Source organism: Neptunitalea lumnitzerae (assembly GCF_027924185.1).
Taxonomy (GTDB): Bacteria; Bacteroidota; Bacteroidia; order Flavobacteriales; family Flavobacteriaceae; genus Neptunitalea; species Neptunitalea lumnitzerae.
This window is the reverse complement of sequence record NZ_BRVO01000004.1, coordinates 266,889-286,331: the sequence shown is the minus strand read 5'-3', so window position 1 is coordinate 286,331 and position 19,443 is coordinate 266,889. Positions and strand designations below refer to the sequence as shown.

Annotated in this window: 17 protein-coding genes; 10 read left to right on the top strand and 7 right to left on the bottom strand. The window is 35.4% G+C overall.

Translation table 11 applies throughout. The annotated features are described in order from the left end of the window. Positions 1 to 97: 97 nt before the first annotated feature. Positions 98 to 427: a HesB/IscA family protein gene (locus tag Y10_RS15970; RefSeq protein WP_281766420.1), complete on the bottom strand. Its 330-nt coding sequence runs from the start codon at positions 425 to 427 to the stop codon at positions 98 to 100. 178 nt (positions 428 to 605) lie between these two features. On the opposite strand from Y10_RS15970, the gene thiL reads away from it, so the two are divergent. Next, on the top strand, positions 606 to 1,682 hold the full coding sequence (thiL, locus tag Y10_RS15965; RefSeq protein ID WP_281766419.1) for a thiamine-phosphate kinase: 1,077 nt from the start codon (positions 606 to 608) through the stop codon (positions 1,680 to 1,682). A 35-nt stretch (positions 1,683 to 1,717) separates the two neighbouring features. Here thiL and Y10_RS15960 read toward each other — a convergent pair whose 3' ends face one another. The 4 genes from Y10_RS15960 to Y10_RS15945 all read right to left on the bottom strand — a co-directional run bounded on the left by Y10_RS15960 (position 1,718) and on the right by Y10_RS15945 (position 5,248). After that, positions 1,718 to 2,581: a cupin-like domain-containing protein gene (locus Y10_RS15960; RefSeq protein ID WP_281766418.1), complete on the bottom strand. Its 864-nt coding sequence runs from the start codon at positions 2,579 to 2,581 to the stop codon at positions 1,718 to 1,720. A 96-nt stretch (positions 2,582 to 2,677) separates the two neighbouring features. Continuing rightward, complete coding sequence (locus Y10_RS15955) at positions 2,678 to 3,154, bottom strand: hypothetical protein (protein ID WP_281766417.1); 477 nt, start codon at positions 3,152 to 3,154, stop codon at positions 2,678 to 2,680. 69 nt (positions 3,155 to 3,223) lie between these two features. Then, entirely contained in the window at positions 3,224 to 4,657 is a 1,434-nt protein-coding gene (locus Y10_RS15950; RefSeq protein WP_281766416.1) for a flotillin family protein, read from the bottom strand. A 15-nt stretch (positions 4,658 to 4,672) separates the two neighbouring features. Further along, on the bottom strand, positions 4,673 to 5,248 hold the full coding sequence (locus Y10_RS15945; protein ID WP_281766415.1) for a hypothetical protein: 576 nt from the start codon (positions 5,246 to 5,248) through the stop codon (positions 4,673 to 4,675). 375 nt (positions 5,249 to 5,623) lie between these two features. On the opposite strand from Y10_RS15945, the gene Y10_RS15940 reads away from it, so the two are divergent. From Y10_RS15940 to Y10_RS15930, 3 genes are all read left to right on the top strand, one after another. Next, positions 5,624 to 8,098 (top strand): DUF5916 domain-containing protein, encoded by a 2,475-nt coding sequence (locus Y10_RS15940; protein ID WP_281766414.1) that lies wholly within the window; start codon positions 5,624 to 5,626, stop codon positions 8,096 to 8,098. 93 nt (positions 8,099 to 8,191) lie between these two features. Continuing rightward, entirely contained in the window at positions 8,192 to 9,742 is a 1,551-nt protein-coding gene (locus Y10_RS15935) for a glycine--tRNA ligase (RefSeq protein WP_281766413.1), read from the top strand. A gap of 156 nt (positions 9,743 to 9,898) precedes the next feature. Beyond that, positions 9,899 to 10,492: a DUF3575 domain-containing protein gene (locus Y10_RS15930; protein WP_281766412.1), complete on the top strand. Its 594-nt coding sequence runs from the start codon at positions 9,899 to 9,901 to the stop codon at positions 10,490 to 10,492. Between the two features lie 59 nt (positions 10,493 to 10,551). On the opposite strand, the gene Y10_RS15925 is transcribed toward Y10_RS15930, so the two are convergent. Both Y10_RS15925 and Y10_RS15920 read right to left on the bottom strand, forming a co-directional pair. Further along, positions 10,552 to 12,096, bottom strand: coding sequence for a ribonuclease E/G (locus tag Y10_RS15925; protein ID WP_281766411.1), 1,545 nt, complete (start codon positions 12,094 to 12,096; stop codon positions 10,552 to 10,554). Between the two features lie 264 nt (positions 12,097 to 12,360). Continuing rightward, positions 12,361 to 12,660 carry an HU family DNA-binding protein gene (locus tag Y10_RS15920; protein WP_281766410.1) on the bottom strand — a complete coding sequence of 100 codons (300 nt, stop codon included), beginning with the start codon at positions 12,658 to 12,660 and terminating at the stop codon, positions 12,361 to 12,363. Positions 12,661 to 12,791: 131 nt separating this feature from the next. Here Y10_RS15920 and mutY point away from each other — a divergent pair, with 131 nt between their 5' ends. From mutY to recO, 6 genes are all read left to right on the top strand, one after another. Continuing rightward, a complete protein-coding gene (gene mutY, locus Y10_RS15915; RefSeq protein WP_281766409.1) occupies positions 12,792 to 13,826 on the top strand; it encodes an A/G-specific adenine glycosylase in 1,035 nt (344 codons plus the stop codon). 44 nt (positions 13,827 to 13,870) lie between these two features. Beyond that, the gene (locus Y10_RS15910; RefSeq protein WP_281766408.1) at positions 13,871 to 14,347 is read left to right on the top strand and encodes a single-stranded DNA-binding protein; all 477 of its coding nucleotides are present in this window, start codon (positions 13,871 to 13,873) and stop codon (positions 14,345 to 14,347) included. Between the two features lie 26 nt (positions 14,348 to 14,373). Next, positions 14,374 to 15,699, top strand: coding sequence for a gliding motility-associated protein GldE (locus tag Y10_RS15905; protein ID WP_281766407.1), 1,326 nt, complete (start codon positions 14,374 to 14,376; stop codon positions 15,697 to 15,699). After that, positions 15,689 to 16,273: a gliding motility lipoprotein GldD gene (gene gldD / locus Y10_RS15900; RefSeq protein ID WP_281766406.1), complete on the top strand. Its 585-nt coding sequence runs from the start codon at positions 15,689 to 15,691 to the stop codon at positions 16,271 to 16,273. The genes Y10_RS15905 and gldD overlap by 11 nt, the downstream gene beginning before the upstream one ends. A 134-nt stretch (positions 16,274 to 16,407) precedes the next feature. Beyond that, a complete protein-coding gene (gene porZ, locus Y10_RS15895; RefSeq protein WP_281766405.1) occupies positions 16,408 to 18,711 on the top strand; it encodes a type IX secretion system anionic LPS delivery protein PorZ in 2,304 nt (767 codons plus the stop codon). Continuing rightward, positions 18,712 to 19,431 carry a DNA repair protein RecO gene (gene recO / locus Y10_RS15890; protein ID WP_281766404.1) on the top strand — a complete coding sequence of 240 codons (720 nt, stop codon included), beginning with the start codon at positions 18,712 to 18,714 and terminating at the stop codon, positions 19,429 to 19,431. Positions 19,432 to 19,443: the final 12 nt, after the last annotated feature.

Below are 19,443 nucleotides of genomic sequence, written 5' to 3'. Positions count from 1 at the left end.
AATCTTATAAATGTTTGAACACAGTGTTCTGGCTAAATTCTAAATTTTTAAAATCCCGCCGTTACTTATAATATTGAACTTTAAACTTAGCCAAATGTTATAGCGAAAAACTTTCACCACAACCACAAGTGCGTTGTGCATTGGGGTTGTTAAAAACAAAACCTTTTCCGTTAAGTCCTCCAGAATATTCGAGGGTTGTACCTATCAGATACAAAAAGCTCTTTTTGTCTACAGCTATTTTTATATTATTGTCTTCAAACACTTTGTCCGTCTCTGTAATGTTGTGGTCAAAATTTAATTCGTAAGACAATCCGCTGCAGCCTCCGCTTTTCACACCTACTCGTACGTAATCTACAGTAGCATCAAAGCCGTCGTCAGACATTAGCTCCGCTACTTTTTTCTTTGCAGTTTCAGATACTTTAATCATTGCTCTTACCTTATTTAGTTTTCGAGTATTCAGTTATTTACAAATAACGAATACTTTATGATAATGCAAAAATACTATATTATATATGATATTCCATATCGAAAACATATATTAATTAAATTCTACGATAGTTTTATCTTATACCTAAGGAAATTGAGAAAATTGATACCTTTGCAATATGATAGAAGATAAAAATCCGCAACGAACTTCGTTGTCTGAGTTAGGTGAGTTTGGGCTTATTGAACATTTGTCTAAAAATCTGAAAATTAAACAGGAATCTACCTTGAAAGGAATAGGGGATGATGCTGCTGTGTTAGATTTTAAAGATAAGAAAACAGTGGTGTCTACCGACCTCTTGGTGGAAGGTGTACATTTTGATTTGGCTTATGTGCCTTTAAAACATTTAGGATATAAAGCTGTAATGGTAAACCTGTCTGATATTTACGCAATGAATGCAAAAGCAACACAGGTTACGGTTTCTATTGCTGTTTCTAACAGATTTCCGTTAGAGGCTTTAGAAGAGTTGTATGAAGGTATTGCTGTTGCTGCTAAAATTTATAATGTAGATGTTGTTGGTGGAGATACCACCTCGTCTACTAGAGGACTTATCATTTCGGTTACGGCTATTGGTGAAGCTGATGAAAATGATTTGGTGTACCGTGATGGTGCTAAAGAAAACGACTTACTTGTGGTAAGTGGTGATTTAGGAGGTGCTTACTTAGGATTGCAGGTGTTAGAGCGTGAGAAAGAAGTTTTTAAGGTAAACCCTAATAACCAGCCAGATATTTCTATGTATAGTTATATTATTGAACGCCAGTTAAAACCAGAGGCGCGTAAAGATATTCCTGAATTATTAAAAGAGTTAGGGGTAAAACCTACCGCTATGATTGATATTAGTGACGGACTTTCTTCTGAAATTCTGCATATAAGTAAGCAGTCTAAAGTGGGGTGTAATTTGCATGAGGATAAAATACCACTAGACCCTCAGGTAATTTCTACTGCAGAAGAGTTTAATATGAATAGTACTACTGTAGCATTAAGTGGTGGTGAAGATTATGAATTGTTGTTTACCATTAGTCAGGAAGATTATCCTAAAATAAAGGCTAACCCACATTTTACTGTAATTGGGTATATGACCCAAGAAAGTGAAGGTGTGCACATGGTTACAAGGGCCAATACTAAAATTCCTATTACAGCGAGAGGTTGGAACGCTTTGTCTGGGGGTGTGGAAGAAAATAAAGCAACGGAAGAATAAATTTGTACAACATAATACAACCAAAAAGTCGCAGTTTACACTGCGACTTTTTTATGGGTTCTTGTAATGGCTTGTTCGTTTTTCCAATCTATCCAGGCTTGTCCTTTCCTTTTGCGCATGAAATTATCATAATTGCGCATTACAAAAATATTGTAAAGTGCTTTAGATAAATTTTTAGGGTTACGGGCAATAGCACGTAAACTCATAGAAAAACCAGGTGTTAAATAACGCATGTAGTGCCAATAACCTTCTGGCATGTATAATACTTCTCCATGATTTAAGTTGGCAATATACCCTTGGGCATGTTTTAATGCTGGCCACTTCTCATAATCAGGGTTTACAAAATCAATATCTTCTCGAGTAATTAACGAGTGTGGTATTTTGTATAAGTATTTACTCTGCGATTGGTCAAACAAAATACATTGTTTTTTACCATGAAAATGAAAATGGAAAATATTTGCCAAATCAATATCATAGTGCATAAAGGTGTAAGAGTCTGTGCCACCAAAAAATAGCATGGGTAGCCCTTTCATAAGTCGTAACCCAAAATTAGGATATGAAAAGTCTTTTTGTAACTCAGGTACCTCTTTTAAAATGTTCCAAAGAAATATACGGAACTTGGTAGGTTCTTTTTCTAGAAGGTCAATGTACTCACTCATTTTCATTTCGGCATGCGGTTGGTTAAAACCTTCATCATGCTTTACTGGGCGGTCATCATAAAGCGGTACAGTTTTGTCTCCGGCAACTTCTTTAATATAATCTAAAGACCATTTGGAGTATGCCGGCCAGTCTTCAATAAATTTTTCAATAACAACGGGTTTCTGAGGTTTAAAATAATTGTCTAAGAACTCTTGCCGTGTTATCGATTTTACTCTGGGGATTTCTTTTAAATTAAGCATGTGTTTTCTATAGCAATTAGTACATCAAAGTTAAGAAAAGGTTATGTGAATTTTTGATGCTTTAACATTTGTTATAGATTGTGCTATCAGTAAAACTTATAGCCACTTCTGGTGTATGGAGTCAAATACATTGGTATTTAAGATTTTTCCTAGTTCAATGATGTTGGTGTAAGCTTCTGTTTCATGTTCACATCTAAATATTTCAATGTATTCGGTTTCATTGTAAAATAAGTTGATTTTGTAAAAGCTATTTTCTACTCGGGTAGATGCACTGGCAACCCAAACACGTTGACTTTCTTTAGCGGCAAGTAAAGTAAGGTAATCTGGTTTTGGTAGTTGTTTCCATTGCCCAAAGGTTATACCTAGTAATTTACCATAAATTCTGTATTTTTTATCTTTTGTATTAATGGCTGTTCCTTTGCGGTATAAGGCTTTTAAACCAAAACTAACAAATATTAGAAAGAAAGATGAAATTAGTAAGGTTAATAATAATCCAAAAAGTACCAAGATGTAGCCAGTAATTTTTAGGAATAGAGAGGGTTTGTCTTCAAAAGATATATTATTAGACGGCATAATAGAGGATATTTTTAGTAAAGAAGCCCCGCAAAATGCGAGGCTTCAAGGTAGTTGTTATTGGAAAGGTTACGCTTCTGATTCAGGGTTAGGATCTTCCTCAGAAGTTACTTGTGTAGGGGTAGGTTGTGTTACATCTTTCCCTTTAAGGTATTCTGGTAACTCCATCCCCGCCATGTTAAACATATCTTGTAATGGTGGTACACTTTGGTATAAGCCAGATAAGAAATTAGCAGTAGAGCCTTTTCCGTCTTTGTTCTGACCATTTTCCCAAACAGTAACTTTATCAATTTTAATGTTTTTAATAGCTTCAGACTGCGTTTTAACCAATTCAGGAAGTTTGTCGGCAATCATTAATAATACCGCATCTCTTGAGTTGTTGCCAGCAGCTTCCACAATTTTGTCTAAACCTTGTGCTTGCTTGGTTAATATTTCATATAAACCTTGTGCTTCTGCTTGTGCTTTAAATAAAATAGCATCTGCTTCCCCTTTAGCTCTTCTTCTAATACGTTCTGCCTCTGCTTCTGCATCAATTTCAGCTTTGCGCTTGTCAATTTCTGCTGGGACAATAATATCGGCTTGTTGAGAAGAGCGCTCTCTTTCTGCTCTGGCTATTTCGGCTTCTCTTTCCGCAGCATACGATTCCTCTAATGCTTTAGCAGATTGTACTTTTTCAGAAGCTGCCGCTAAACGTTCTGCTTCTGCTTCACGTTGTCTACGGGTAGCGTTAGAGTTAGCCATTTCAATTTTAGCGGTGTTTTCTCCATCTACCGCTTTGGCGTTTGCAGCAGCTACCTGAGTACGCTCATCTTGTAAGGCGTTGGCTTCACCAATAGAACCGTCTCTGTTTTTCTCTGCAACCGATTTACGTGCTGCGTTGATAGCGTGTGCTGCAGCTTCTTTACCTAAAGCTTCAATATATCCTGACTCATCTACAATATCGGTAATGTTAACGTTGATTAATTTTAAACCAACTTTCTTCAATTCCGATTCAACACTTTGTGAGATGTTTGTTAAGAATTTGTCACGGTCAGAGTTAATCTCTTCAATATCCATAGAGGCAACAACCAAACGCAATTGACCAAAAATGATTTCTTTTGCCAATTCCTGAATGCTATCTAAGCCTAAACCTAAAAGACGTTCAGCAGCATTTTGCATTACTCCTGGTTCTGTAGAGATACCAATGGTAAAACGTGATGGTACATTTACACGAATGTTTTGTTTACTTAAAGCATTGTAAAGGTTTACCTCTATAGACATAGGGGTTAGGTCTAAGTACTCATAGTCATGAATAACCGGCCAAATAAAGGCAGCACCCCCGTGAATACATTTGGCAGATTGTCCGCCACCTACTTTACCGTATACCACCAAAATTCTATCAGATGGGCAACGTTTGTAGCGCTTAATACCGCTTACTAAAATGATGATAATGAATAAGGCGGCAACTACGAACCCGATGAGGCCAAAACCAATCCCGAGTCCTGAAGCAAATAGTAAATTCATAGATTTAAAAATAAATTAATGGTTAAGTTTATCAATAATTAAAATTCCGTTAGGTGTAACATCTTTTACAATAATTACCGTGCCAGAAGGTAAGTCAGTTTCTGAGTCGGTGAGCGCTTCTAGCTCTCTTAGAGAGCCTTGTATACGTACGTGGGCTTTACCTATGTTTCCTCTTTTGGCACGCACTGTTAAGTATACTTCGCCAACAGTATCTATGGCATTCTTATAATTTAGGGTACCGCTAGCATTAAGCTTTTGCATATAGTAAAATATGGTAGCCATAAGTGCCATCATAATAAGTCCGCTAATTACCGAGACAATTACAGTAACAGTTGGTGAACATCCTGCATCTATACAGCTTAGCCCACTCCAACCAAAAAGCGTAAAAAATCCAACGGAGTTTTTAAGTGAGAAAAATTGAAACCCTATACCGTTATCGGCTTCAATTTCCATATCTACATCTCCCATGTCTCCGGTATCGCCACCAATAAAGGTAAGTACCAAGAGTACAAGCAGAAATAGCGTACCAATAATAGCTGTTGTCCAGTATATTTTTGGAAAAATGGCAAGTTCGGTGTACCAATTAAGCATAACTTATCAGTTTAAAAAATGTTTTCGAATATAAGATAATTGTAATTTTTATGTACTAAAAGTATAGCATAAAATGAAAAATAAAATACGTGTATAAAAGGAAGAAGTTCCTTAGCCTATTTTCAGTATAACTACAAAATGTTTCGTACATGCTTCGCGGATTTACCTCGAAGTGGTTTGGTAAAAGTGATGTTTATTTGTTTGAAGTACTTCTGTTTACATTAACTGTAAACCCTCGGTTGGTTGCGCATCACAGTGTATTAGTCGCAGATAGGATATAAATGTTACAATGCTTTTTTAGAAAAAATTTAAAAAAAGTGTAACAGATGTTTCGTAAGAACGTCTTTAAGGTACATCAATCAATCAAAATATAAAATGAAACAGTTATATGTAACCCTTTTCCTGTGTCTGGGAATACTGGTTGGGAAAGCACAGGAAAAGGATACTATACCAAGAAAGCATATTACCATAACAAGGGTGACAGTGCCACCGGTAATAGATGGTAAGTTAGATGATGCTGCTTGGATAGATGCTCCTATTGCTACAAATTTTATAGAGCGGCAACCTGTTAATGGTCTTATTGTTCCAGATAGCCTGAAAACCGAAGTGAAAATAGTGTATGATAATTTAGGGATTTACTTTGGTGCCTTTATGCGCGACCCAGAGCCTGAAAAAATTCAAAGAGAACTTACCGAAAGAGATAATATAGGGAATGACGATTTCTTTTTTGTACTACTGAATGGATATAATGACAGGCAGCAGAGTTTAGAGTTTGTGGTAACCGCTGCAGGTGTACAATGGGATTCTAGAATGACTAATGATAGTGAAGACGATTCTTGGAATGCCGTTTGGTATAGTGATGTTTCTATACAGAAAGATGGTTGGGTGGCAGAAATGTTTATACCTTATTCGCAATTGCGTTTTCCTAAAAAAGATGTACAAACTTGGGGGCTTAATATGGAGCGCGAATTTAGACGAGACCGCAGAAGGTTTAGTTGGTCGCATATCGATAATACCAAAGGCTCTTTTTCTATTTATGATGGTGTGTTGCATGGTATAGAAAATATAGATACGCCAACACGTTTATCATTTCAACCTTATATATCAACCTATGTAGCAGATTACGATGGGCAATCTGAAGTAACCGTAAACGGGGGGTTAGACGTAAAGTATGGTATTAATGATGCTTTTACGTTAGATATGATTTTAATACCCGACTTTGGGCAAACTAAGTTTGATAATAAAGTATTGAACTTATCTGCTTTTGAGGTGCAGTACGATGAACAGCGCCCTTTTTTTACAGAGGGTACCGAGTTGTTTAGCAAAGGGGAGTTGGTGTATTCTAGACGGATAGGAGGTAGCCCAAGTGGTTCGGTAAATTTAGGGGATAATGAACAGTTGGTAGATTACCCAAGTAAGGTAGATCTTATTAATGCTATGAAGATATCTGGTAGAACAGACAAAGGGTTAGGGCTTGGTTTTTTTAATGCAGTGACTAAGAAAACCAAAGCAACTGTAGAGAATACCATTACAGGAGAAAGAAGAGAAGAAGTAGTAGAGCCTTTGGCTAACTATAATGTATTGGTTTTAGATCAGCGTTTTGGTGATAATTCATCGGTATCTTTTGTAAATACCAACGTGACAAGAGATGGTGGTTTTAGAGATGCAAACGCTACAGGGGCGTACATGAATTTAACCAATAAAAAGAACACTTATAATTACTATGCACAAGCGGAAGGTAGCTGGGTGTGGGATGATGATACCAAAATAGGGCTTGAAAGTACTGCTGGTTTTTCTAAAATTAGTGGAGCGCATAGAGTACAAGGGCAAGTAAGTTTGCGTACCAAAGATTATGATATTAATGATTTGGGATATTCGTCTATTACCAACTATATTAATTATTATGGGTATTATGGTTACCGATACTTACAACCTAAGGGCAACCTTAATAATATGTACTTGAATTTTAATTTACATTTGAACAGACGTTTACAACCAGATTTGTATAGTGAGTTTATCTTTAATTTTAATTCTAGTTTTACTACTAAAAAATTCTTGGCTTATGGTGGTGGTTTTGAAACAACGCCCATTGGGGTAAATGATATTTATGAGCCGCGTATTGATGGCAAACATCTAGATGAGCCGGCGTATTACAATCCGTGGGTTTGGATATCTACCGATTACCGCAAGAAGTTTGCTATGGATCTTACCTTTGATTGGTATGCCTACGATGCAAAGAATAGAAATAATATAAATGTATATTTTTCTCCTAGGTATCGTTTTTCTGATAAGTGGAAGATGTTTTATAATATGAATTTCTATTTTGATACTAATGATAGAGGTTTTGTAAACTATACCAATCCTAATATTATCATTGGGGAGCGTAATAGAAATACTGTAGAAACCTCGTTAGAGTCGCAATATATATTTAATCCCACTATGTCTGTTAATTTAGCATTTCGTCATTACTACTCAGAAGTGAGTTACGACAGGTATTTTACATTACAAAATAATGGTAGCGTTCTGGAGGATGCAGGGTATGCAGAAAATCATGATGGTACGTACAATAGCTGGAATATAGATTTAAGTTACTCTTGGTGGTTTGCGCCTGGTAGTCAGCTTACATTTTTATACAGAAACTCTATAGAGAGTTATGAAGCGCTTTCGGGTAGACCTTTAAATGATAATTTTGATGCGCTTTTTGCACAACCGCAGTCCAATACATTTTCTATTCGTATTAGTTATTTCTTAGACTATAACAGAGTGAAAAATTGGTTCGGGAAAAATGATAACCAGGCATTCTATAGCCAACACCGAAATGCCCATACCGGAAAAATAATGCATTTCTAAGTATTTTGTTGTAGAAATTGTATTTTCCTATGGAATAATTAAATGCATCTGCTACATTTGTAATCAGGAATTTAAAACAGTTATTTTTGCGTTATGGCAAATCAAGACGATCAATTTAAGAAGGTTATATCTCATGCTAAAGAGTATGGATACATTTTTCAATCGAGTGAAATATACGATGGATTAAGTGCTATTTACGATTACGGACAAAATGGTTCTGAGTTAAAGAAAAACATCCGTGAGTATTGGTGGAAAGCAATGGTGCAAATGCATGATAATATAGTAGGTATTGATGCTGCTATTTTTATGCACCCTACAACATGGAAAGCTTCTGGACACGTAGATGCTTTTAACGATCCGTTGATTGATAATAAAGATTCTAAAAAAAGATACCGCGCAGATGTATTGGTAGAAGACTACGCTGCAAAGTACGATACCAAAATAGATAAAGAAGTAGCGAAAGCGGCAAAACGTTTTGGCGACTCTTTTGATAAAGAACAGTTTTTAGCTACCAACCCTAGAGTATTAAAGTATACCGAAGAGCGCGATGCTATACTAAAACGTTTAGGGCAATCTTTAGAAAAAGAAGATTTGGCCGATGTAAAAGCGTTGATAGAAGAATTAGGAATTGCTGACCCAGATACAGGTTCTAAGAACTGGACAGATGTGAAGCAATTTAACCTTATGTTTGGTACTAAGTTAGGTGCATCTGCAGAATCGGCTACCGATTTGTATTTAAGACCAGAAACAGCGCAAGGTATTTTTGTAAACTTCTTGAATGTTCAGAAAACAGGAAGAATGAAGATTCCTTTTGGTATTGCCCAAACAGGTAAAGCCTTCCGTAACGAGATTATTGCACGTCAGTTTATTTTCCGTATGCGTGAATTTGAACAAATGGAAATGCAATTTTTTATTAAGCCAGGTACGCAGCAAGAGTGGTACGATTACTGGAAAGAAACACGTTTAAAATGGCATTTATCATTAGGTTTAGGAAGTGATAACTACCGTTTCCACGACCATGAAAAACTGGCGCATTATGCAGATGCGGCGGCAGATATTGAGTTTAAATTCCCGTTTGGTTTTAAAGAGTTAGAGGGTATTCACTCTAGAACCGATTTCGACTTAAGTCAGCATGAGCAATTCTCAGGTAAAAAATTACAGTATTTTGATCCGGAAGAGAACAAAAACTATGTGCCATATGTTTTAGAAACCTCAATTGGTTTAGATCGTATGTTCTTAGCAGTATTTTCTAATGCCTTACAAGAGGAAGATTTAGGAGATGGTAAATCTAGAACGGTACTTAAGTTGCCAGCAGTACTTGCACCAACAAAAGCTGCGATACTGCCTTTAGTTAAAAAAGATGGGTTGCCAGAACTTTCTAAGAAAATTGTAGATGAGTTGAAATGGGATTTCAATGTTACGTATGATGAGAAAGATGCAGTTGGTAGACGTTACAGAAGACAAGATGCAGCGGGTACTCCGTTTTGTATTACTGTAGATCACCAGAGTTTAGAAGATAATACGGTAACTATACGTCATAGAGACTCTATGGAGCAAGAGCGTGTTGCTATAGCTGAATTACGTGATATGATACTGAAAGAAGTAGATATGCGTTATTGGTTACAGAAGATAGAGGATAAGTAAAAAATATATTTTCTTTAAAGATATAAGAGCTGTTATATATATAACAGCTCTTTTTTTATGGGTAAGCGGTAATTTAATACACTTAATTTAAGTATTTTATTACATTTGGCAAGGTTCTTGAAAATCAGAGTAAGAATCAATTCACTTTAAAAAATTATGAAAAAACTTTTATTTAGTTTGATGTTACTTACTGTGGGGGTAAGTAATGCACAAGATGCAGATGTGCCTATGGCTATAAAGAATGAGGTGTCTGTCAATCTTTTAGATTTAGTAGCTGCCGGAACCTTAGATGTGGGGTACGAACGGTTTTTAGGAGGTAACCAATCGTTGTCTTTAGATGTTAGCTTTTTTGATACTTTTGGGTATTATGATGTTGGGTATATAGATAAAAGTACAGGTGTTAGTGCGCGCTTAGCTTATAATTTATACTTTAGTAAACGTAAAGAGTATGGAGGGTTTTATTTTTATCCTATGGTAAAATATAGAACGGGTAAAGTGAGTACTAGTGAAGATTATTATGATGTTCAATATGTAGGGAATGATGTAATTTCTGAACAGTATGATTTTAAACAAAAGTATAGTATTGAGGGGTTTGCTGCTGGTTTTGGTGTAGGTAATAAATGGGTCTTAAAAGATAAGTTTACCTTAGATATTACTGCTAACCTTTCTAGAACATTAGGTAGTTTTGATAGCTACTATATAGACTCGGTAGAATTTAGAGCCGGAGTAAGTTTCGCGTATAGATTTTAAATAAATAAAACATTGATAAAACAAAAAAGCCGCAATACATAATGTATGCGGCTTTTCTGTTAATTTAAATGTGTTCCGTCTTTATCTTTAAAGCGGTACTCTAAATACGTGTAAGCATCTCTAGGTAATATCTTAACCCATTTTTTGTGTTCTAAAAACCATTTAGAACGTACGGATGGAAATCCTTTTGTTAAGTAAGCTGCTACAAACGGGTGTGTGTTTAACACAATGCCGCTAGTTTTAGGTTTACTTGTAATAATTCTTTCTAAATCAGAAGTAATCTTATTAATAATCAGAATAGGAGCTTCTATTTCCCCGTTACCATTAGGATTTTCCTCTCTGGTTTTAATGTTACGTTCTGGTCTTACTCGTTGTCTTGTAATTTGTATCAGGCCAAATTTACTAGGAGGTAACACTTTATGTTTGGCCTTGTCCTCTTTCATTTCTTCTCTAAGGAAGTCGTAAAGTTTTTTTCGGTTGTCAGGTTTCCCCATATCAATAAAATCAATCACAATAATACCTCCCATGTCACGCAATCGTAATTGACGTGCAATTTCAGAGGCTGCTATGAGATTTACTTCAAGGGCTGTTTCTTCCTGAGTTTTGGCTTTATTAGATCGGTTTCCGCTGTTTACGTCAATAACGTGGAGGGCTTCGGTGTGTTCTATCACAAGATAGGCACCTTTACTCATGGAAACGGTTCTGCCGAAAGAGGTTTTAATTTGTCGTTCAATTCCGTATTTTTCAAAAATAGGAACGTTCGATTGATACAGCTTTACAATAGATTCTTTTTGAGGTGCAATTTCATGCACATAATCTCTAATTTTTAGGTAAAGTGATTCGTCGTCTACATAAATTCCGGTGAAGTCATCATTAAAAATGTCTCTTAAAAAAGAGGCAGCTCGGTTTACTTCACTCAAAACCTTAGACGGGTAATTAGCTTTTACCATTTTTTTACACATCGTATTCCATTTCTGCATAAGATTGTGTAAATCTTTGTCCAGTTCAGCAACTTTTTTGCCTTCTGCAACAGTACGAACAATAATACCAAACCCTTTTGGTTTGATACTTTGTACCAAACGTTTAAGTCGGTCTTTTTCTTCTCTGCTTTCAATTTTTTGAGAAACTGAAATACGTTCAGAAAAAGGAACTAAAACTAAGTATCTACCTGCCAATGAAAGTTCAGAACTAATTCTTGGTCCTTTAGTAGATATAGGTTCTTTTACTATTTGTACTAAAATAGATTGATTTGCCTTTAGTACGTCTGTAATAAGGCCATTTTTATCTATTTCTTGCTCAAATGGGAAATCTTTTAAAGCATAATCTTTAAGTTTACCTGTGCTTACACGTTTTACAAATTTCAGTAAAGACAACAGCTTTGGCCCAAGGTCATGATAATGCAAAAAAGCATCTTTTTCATACCCAACATTTACAAATGCTGCGTTAAGACCTTGAACAGGTTTTCTGATTTTGGCAAGCATAATATCTCCTACCGAAAAATCATCACTGTCTTTGTCTTTCTGTAATTCGATTAATTTTCCATCCTTAAGTAAGGCAAAATCAATGTCAGAGGAACCGGATCTAATAATCAGCTCTTTATTCACTCTGAATGAATTTGTATCTGCTTGAAAAATCAAACAGATGGATTAAACAAAATTTTCACAGGTAATAATCCCCGTTGAAACTTAACTATAGTTTCTATTTCAAAGAACATTAATTCTTTAAAAAGAAATAGTAGTTTAAAAACTACTATTTCTTCTTTTTGTGACGGTTAGCTCTTGCTCTTTTCTTACGTTTGTGCGTAGCAACCTTATGTCTTTTTCTTTTCTTACCACTAGGCATACTTAAAACTTTTTATAAATTAATAATTATTTTTCTTCTTTAACTTCTACGTTAGTCTTAACACCTTCAACAAAAACTTTTGCAGGTTTAAATGCAGGTATGTTGTGAGAAGGGATTTTAATAGTAGTGTTCTTTGAGATATTTCTTCCTGTTTTTTCAGCTCTTGTTTTAATAATAAAACTTCCAAAACCTCTTAGGTAAACATTGTCTCCGTTTTCCAAGGAATTCTTAACTTCATCCATAAAAGCTTCAACGGTTTCCTGAACGTCGCCTTTTTCAATTCCCAACTTTTCTGAGATCTTCGCTACAATGTCTGCTTTCGTCATCTTATTTATTCTTTTATAAGTGTTTATATTTTAGGGGTTGCAAATATAAAAATTAATTAAACATAAATTGCAACCTAAATAATTAAAATTTAACCAACTAAACTTTTATTTTTGGCGTTTATTTTTTAGAGATGGATTTTGCTAAGTGTTTAATAGAATGGTATTTATCAAATAAACGAGATTTGCCGTGGCGTAGAACCCGTAATCCGTATAAAATTTGGTTGTCAGAAATTATGCTTCAGCAAACGCGAGTTGCTCAAGGATTACCATATTATTTAAAGTTTTTAGAAGCTTTCCCAAAGGTGGAAGATTTGGCTAATGCCGATGAAGATGAGGTGTTAAAGTTATGGCAAGGTCTTGGGTATTATTCTAGAGCTCGGAATTTACATGCTACGGCCAAAAAAGTAGCTTTTGAATTGAATGGCAATTTTCCAGATACGTACAAAGCGCTCTTGAAACTAAAAGGGGTTGGTGATTATACTGCTAGTGCTATAGCATCTATAAGTTTTGGTGAGGCACAGCCGGTAGTAGATGGTAATGTATATAGAGTGTTGGCGCGTTTTTTTGGAGTAGATACTCCTATTAATAGTGCAGAGGGTGTAAAATATTTTAAAGAACTTGCGCACAAAGTAAAGAATGTTGAACAGATAGCAGTGTATAACCAGGCTATTATGGAGTTTGGGGCTACTCAGTGCAAACCTCAAAGTCCAGATTGTTCAGTATGTCCTTTGCAAAAAGAGTGTGTGGCTTTAGCTACTAATAAGGTAAAGGAGTTGCCTGTTAAGTTGAAGAAAACTAAAGTTACCAAGCGTTACTTTAATTATATAGTATATATAGATAAGGAGGGTAAAACAATTTTAACCAAAAGAACGGCTAAAGGAATATGGTATAATTTATATGAGTTTCCATTGATAGAAACCGTAAAACCTGTTAAAAGTAAAAATGTACTTTTGGAAGACGAGGGTTTAAGAGAAATGAATATTGAGCGATTAGCCTTGTATAATACAAAGGAGATTGTGCATAAATTATCGCATCAGCATCTGTATACCAAGTTTTGGGTTGTACATTTGCAAGATGTTTTGCCAAACGGTATCCCGTTTGAGAAGGTTAAGGAGTTTGCGGTGCCTGTTTTGGTGGCAAACTTTATAGAAGATTTTGGTTTTTAAAACTATCTTATTTTTACTACATTTGAATTAATTGAAAGAATATTATGAGTGGAACACTAAATAAAGTGATGTTAATAGGTCATTTAGGAGATGATGTTAAAATGAACTATTTTGAAGGAGGAAATTGTATTGGGCGTTTTCCGTTGGCTACTAATGAAACGTATGTTAACAGACAAACGGGAGAGCGTGTAACAAATACAGATTGGCATAATATAGTGGTTCGAAACAAGGCTGCTGAGGTGTGTGAAAAATATCTTTCTAAGGGAGATAAGGTGTATGTAGAAGGTCGTTTGAAAAACAGACAATGGCAGGGTGAAGATGGAGTTACCCGTTACACCACTGAAGTGCATGTAAACGATTTTACATTTTTGACAAATAAAGGAGAAGGACAGCAGCAATCAACAGGTGCGTCGCAGTCATCTTACAATCAGTCGTCTTCACCTGCGCAGCAGGCTAGGCCACAAGCTGCCCCACAACAGGATAGTTTTGTAGAAGAAGAGGAAGACGATTTACCATTCTAAATTAATGTTTAACTAATTTATCAATATTGGACCCGGAACCCTCGAGTTTATTTATTAGTCTATTATTAACAGAAGACACAATTCTTGTCTTTAGATTTTTATTGCTTTTTTTATTGTTAGTAGGTTCTGCCTTGGTTTCAGGTGCAGAGGTTGCTTATTTTTCATTTACACCTAGTGATATTAGAGAAGTAGATGAAGAAAAATCACCAACCGGACGTATAATTTATAAGCTTTTATCAAGGCCTAAAAAGTTTTTAGCTACTTTACTAATAGCTAATAATACCATTAATATTGCTGTGGTATTATTGTTTGATTCTGTAAACCCTGTATTGTTTGGTAAGGTAGAACCATTGTGGTTAAAATTTACCTTAGAAGTAGGGGTGGTTACTTTTCTGATTTTGATGTTTGGTGAAATTTTGCCAAAGGTATATGCTAATAGAAATAAAAGGCAATTTGCTTCATTTATGGCATATCCGTTAAATATTCTAGATGTTATTTTTTCTCCGTTGAGTATTCCTATGAGAAATACTACCTTGTTTTTTCAAAAGCATTTATCTAGACAGAAATCTAATCTTTCGGTAGATCAATTATCGCATGCATTAGAGTTAGCCTCTGGAGAAGATACTACTATGGAAGAGCATAAGATATTGAAAGGTATTGTTTCTTTTGGTAGTACAGAAACCAAACAGGTGATGCGCCCGCGTATAGATATTTTTGCAGTGTCTGAAGATATGACTTTTGCAGAAGTGTTAGAGGAGGTAATAGCTAATGGCTATTCTAGAATACCCGTATTTAAAGAAAATATAGATGAAATTACCGGGGTGCTATTTGTAAAGGATATTTTGCCTCATTTAGATAAGGAAGAGTTTGATTGGGTTACCCTAAAACAGAGTCCTTATTATGTGCCAGAGAATAAGAAGTTAGATGATTTATTGATAGAATTTCAGGAGAAGAAAAAGCACTTGGCTATTGTGGTAGATGAGTATGGGGGTACTTCTGGTTTGGTAACTTTGGAAGATATTATAGAAGAAATTGTTGGAGATATATCAGATGAGTTTGATGATGAAGATGTGATATTCTCTATGCTAGATGAAAGTACTTATATATTTGAAGGTAAAACTGCCTTAAAGGATTTTTATAGGGTTATTAAACTAGAGGAGGATGCTGTTTTTGAAGATCATAAAGGAGAAGCAGAAACTATAGCAGGGTTTGTGCTAGAGATAGCTGGTAACTTTCCTAAAAAAGGAGAAACAATAGTTTTTAAGAATTATACGTTTACTGTAGAAGCACTAGATAAAAAACGTATTAAACAAATAAAGGTAATTATAGCGCCTGCTGAAAATGAAGAGTAATAAAGGTAAGATATTAGTTGTAGTAAGTTTATGTGTAGCACTAATGGGGTTGATTTCTTGTGAAGAAACACTTCCGAAACCAAATGCAATGTTGAGGTTAGAGTATCCGCAGCCAGAATATGAAAGTTTTCAGTTGCCTTCTTGTCCTTATACTTTTGAGAAAAGTTACTTGGCTTTTGCAGATAAACCAAACGGATGCAGTGTAAACTTAGTGTATCCTAAAATGAAAGGTACTATTTATTTGAGTTACCGAAATGTTCAAGGGGATATTAAACAGTTGCTAACAGATGTTCAGAAATTAACCTATGAGCATGTAGTGAAAGCAGATAATATTGTAGAGCAACCTTATGTAAATGCCGACGCAAAAAAATATGGGATGTTTTATGAGGTGTCTGGTAATGCAGCTTCTCAATCTCAATTCTACTTAACAGATAGTGTTTCTCATTTTATTACCGGTTCTATTTACTTTGATAGCAAACCTAATTACGATTCTATTCTTCCGGCTGCAGTATATCTTAGAGAGGATGTTAGAAAGATTATGGAGAGTTTAGAGTGGAAAGATATCGAAGATTAATTGCTAACTTAGATAACAATTATACTAGAATATACGTTACTTACTAATTGAGGTTAGAGTTAATTTTCAAGTAATTCCTCTTAGGTTTAAGCCTGAGGTGTTTCAATAAGAATAAAGAAGTACTTACTAGACGAATGAAACAAATTTTTACAATTTTTGCTTTTTTATTGGTAGCTGTAGTTTCTGCGCAAGATTGGGAGGGTACATGGAAACCTTATTTCTCTTATAATAAGGTTATGGATATTTCTGATGGCGGAGATCTGTTGTATGTGGCTACAGAGAATGCTTTTTTTAAGGTAGATAAATCTACTTTAGAAATGCAAACATATTCTACCGTAGATGGATTGTCTGGTGGTAGTGTAGTAAGTGGTTATTATAGTGATTATGCCGATGCTTATGTGTTAGGGTATGAGGATGGTTTACTTCAGGTATATGAAAATGGAATTAATGAGGTAACCTCGGTTGTAGAAATTAGAAATAAAGTAACCATTCCTGGTGATAGCAAGGCTATCAATAATATCATGGAGTATAATGGGTATGTGTACTTGTCTTGCGGGTTTGGTATCTCGGTATATGATTTGGTGAATTTAGAGTTTGATGATACTTATTTTCTTGGTGCTAACGGTTCTCAATTAAATGTTAGTCAGACAGCGGTGTATCAAGGGTATTTGTACGCGGCAACGTCTGAAGGGGTGTACCGTGCCATGATATCTAACGATAATATTATTGACTTTGCTAACTGGGAGTTGGTAACTACCGGAAATTGGACGGGTATAGTGGTAAACCAAGGTACTTTAGTAGGTACCTATAATAATAGATTGTATTCTTATAATGGATCAAGTTTTGTTCAGGAGGCAATAGTTTGGCAGATAAATGAGTTACGAGCATCAGATGGATATGTGTTGGTGACTAGAGATGCTAGAATGTATGTGTATAATGCAGATTTAGATTTTGAGTTTTCTTTATTAAATACAGATCTACCAGAGTATGCTACGGTTACCTATACAAGTTCTTTTTATGAAGATGGTTTATTGTATCTAGGTACAGAAGAGCACGGCTTGCTAGTGTTGTCTTATCCAGATGTTGAAAATGTATTACAGTTATTACCTGATGGACCTTATTTTAATAATGCCTTCTCGGTAAATATGGTGAGTAGAAATTTATGGATAACCTTTGGGGAGTATACCAACCAGTATAATCCTACTCCTAATAATCAAAGAGGTATAAGTGTTTATAAGCCACCTACAGAAGAGTGGTTGCAAATACCTTATGATAGTTTGTTGGGGAGTAGAAATTTATCAAACATAACGTATAGTCGTAATCAGGTAAATGAAGTTTTTATAAGTTCTTATATAGACGGAATTGTAAAAGTGCGCAATGAAGGCGATGAGATAACAAGGTATGATGAAACCAATAGTCCTTTAGATTATGTGGTGTATACTGACAACCCAAACAATACAAGTGATGTGAGGGTGCTTGGTAGTGCGTTTGATGATGAGGATAATTTATGGATTGCCAATGGGTATACCAATAATGCAATTAAAGTTTTAAGAGAGAATGATACCTGGTCCTCTTATAGTGTGGAAGAGGTGATTGGTGATCCGTTTTCTGATTTAGGGTATAAAGAAATGGTAATAGCTTCTAATGGATTTAAGTTTGTAACTACTTCTGCGCATGGTGTATTAGGGTTTTATGAAAATTCAGGTTCGCCATCTGTAAAGTTGTTAGAGCAAGGAGATGGTTCAGGGAATCTGCCAAGTAATGATGTGAGGGCTTTAGCTTTTGATAATAATAATTTGTTGTGGATAGGAACTACAAGAGGGTTAAGGGTTTTATATAATATATCAGGCTTTTTTACCAATGATGTTGAAGCGAGTCAGATAGTGATTTTAGAAAATGGAGAGGCTAGTGAATTGTTGTATCAACAATGGATTAACGATATTTTTGTAGATGGAGCTAATAATAAATGGATAAGTACTGCAGATTCCGGAGCATTTTATATAAGTAGTGACGGACAAGAAACTATTTATCATTTTACTACAGAGAATTCTCCTATGCCGTCTAATAACGTGAATCAGATTGTGGTAAGTGAAGATACTGGGGAAGTGTTTTTTGCAACAGATAGAGGTATTGTTTCGTTTGAGGGTGTAGCTACAGGAGGTAGAGAAACGTTGTCTGATGTGTATGCGTATCCAAATCCTGTACGTCCAGAATATAGTGGTATGGTAACTATTACAAATTTAACCGATAATTCTAGGGTTAAGATAACCGATATTGCGGGTAATTTGGTGTTTGATACGGTGGCTCAGGGTGGTACTGTTCAGTGGAACTTAACGGCATTTAATAATCATAATGTTGTGAGTGGTGTGTATATGGTGTTAGTAAGTAGCGAAGATGGAGAAGAAGTAGAGGCTACAAAAATTATGGTGGTGAGATAAATGAAAGTTACTACAAGAGCTATAGTGTTGCATGCGCATAAATATGGAGATACATCGCTCATAGTAAAATTATATACTGAAACTTCAGGTGTAAAATCATACTTGTTAAGAGGGGTGCTTACCTCTAAAAAAGGAAAAACAAAAGCGGCATACTTTCAGCCGTTAATGCAGTTAGAGGTGGTTGCAACACACAAGCAATCGGCTGCATTAAATTCAATTTCAGAAGTTAAAGTTGCTTATCCGTATGTTTCGGTGCATACCAATATTGTAAAAAATACGTTGGTGTTTTTTCTAGTTGAGGTGCTATATGCGGTGCTTCAAGAAGAGGAAGAAAATAAGGCTCTTTTTCAATATGTAAGTAGCTTGCTACAGTGGTTAGATGTGCATGATGAGGTAGCTAATTTTCACGTCTATTTTATGTTGCATTTAACTCGTTTCTTAGGATTTTTTCCGGATGAGGATTCAGAAGGGGCTCCTTATTTCGATTTAGTAGAAGGGATGTTTTTAGATAGAAAGGTGTCTGAGCAGTATTTGGAAGATGAGCAATTAGAGCTGTTTAAGAGGTTGTTGAAAACAAATTTAGACGCGCTTCATTCTATTAAAATGTCGAAGGTAAATAGACGGGAGTTGTTGGAGAAAATGCTGGTTTTTTATCAGTTACATTTAGATGGTTTTAGAAAACCAAAATCACTCAAGGTATTGTCGGGTATTATGGCGTAACTTTTAGCGGTA

Excerpts from the sequence above, each read along its gene's own strand:
- Y10_RS15970 (WP_281766420.1), bottom strand. The coding sequence starts at position 427 with ATGATTAAAGTATCTGAAACTGCAAAGAAAAAAGTAGCGGAGCTAATG.
- Y10_RS15910 (WP_281766408.1), top strand. The coding sequence starts at position 13,871 with ATGAGTGGAACACTAAATAAAGTGATGTTAATAGGTCATTTAGGAGAT.
- Y10_RS15935 (WP_281766413.1), top strand. The coding sequence starts at position 8,192 with ATGGCAAATCAAGACGATCAATTTAAGAAGGTTATATCTCATGCTAAA.
- thiL (WP_281766419.1), top strand. The coding sequence starts at position 606 with ATGATAGAAGATAAAAATCCGCAACGAACTTCGTTGTCTGAGTTAGGT.
- Y10_RS15955 (WP_281766417.1), bottom strand. The coding sequence starts at position 3,154 with ATGCCGTCTAATAATATATCTTTTGAAGACAAACCCTCTCTATTCCTA.
- Y10_RS15940 (WP_281766414.1), top strand. The coding sequence starts at position 5,624 with ATGAAACAGTTATATGTAACCCTTTTCCTGTGTCTGGGAATACTGGTT.
- Y10_RS15960 (WP_281766418.1), bottom strand. The coding sequence starts at position 2,581 with ATGCTTAATTTAAAAGAAATCCCCAGAGTAAAATCGATAACACGGCAA.
- porZ (WP_281766405.1), top strand. The coding sequence starts at position 16,408 with ATGAAACAAATTTTTACAATTTTTGCTTTTTTATTGGTAGCTGTAGTT.
- mutY (WP_281766409.1), top strand. The coding sequence starts at position 12,792 with ATGGATTTTGCTAAGTGTTTAATAGAATGGTATTTATCAAATAAACGA.
- Y10_RS15930 (WP_281766412.1), top strand. The coding sequence starts at position 9,899 with ATGAAAAAACTTTTATTTAGTTTGATGTTACTTACTGTGGGGGTAAGT.
- gldD (WP_281766406.1), top strand. The coding sequence starts at position 15,689 with ATGAAGAGTAATAAAGGTAAGATATTAGTTGTAGTAAGTTTATGTGTA.
- Y10_RS15920 (WP_281766410.1), bottom strand. The coding sequence starts at position 12,660 with ATGACGAAAGCAGACATTGTAGCGAAGATCTCAGAAAAGTTGGGAATT.
- Y10_RS15945 (WP_281766415.1), bottom strand. The coding sequence starts at position 5,248 with ATGCTTAATTGGTACACCGAACTTGCCATTTTTCCAAAAATATACTGG.
- Y10_RS15950 (WP_281766416.1), bottom strand. The coding sequence starts at position 4,657 with ATGAATTTACTATTTGCTTCAGGACTCGGGATTGGTTTTGGCCTCATC.
- recO (WP_281766404.1), top strand. The coding sequence starts at position 18,712 with ATGAAAGTTACTACAAGAGCTATAGTGTTGCATGCGCATAAATATGGA.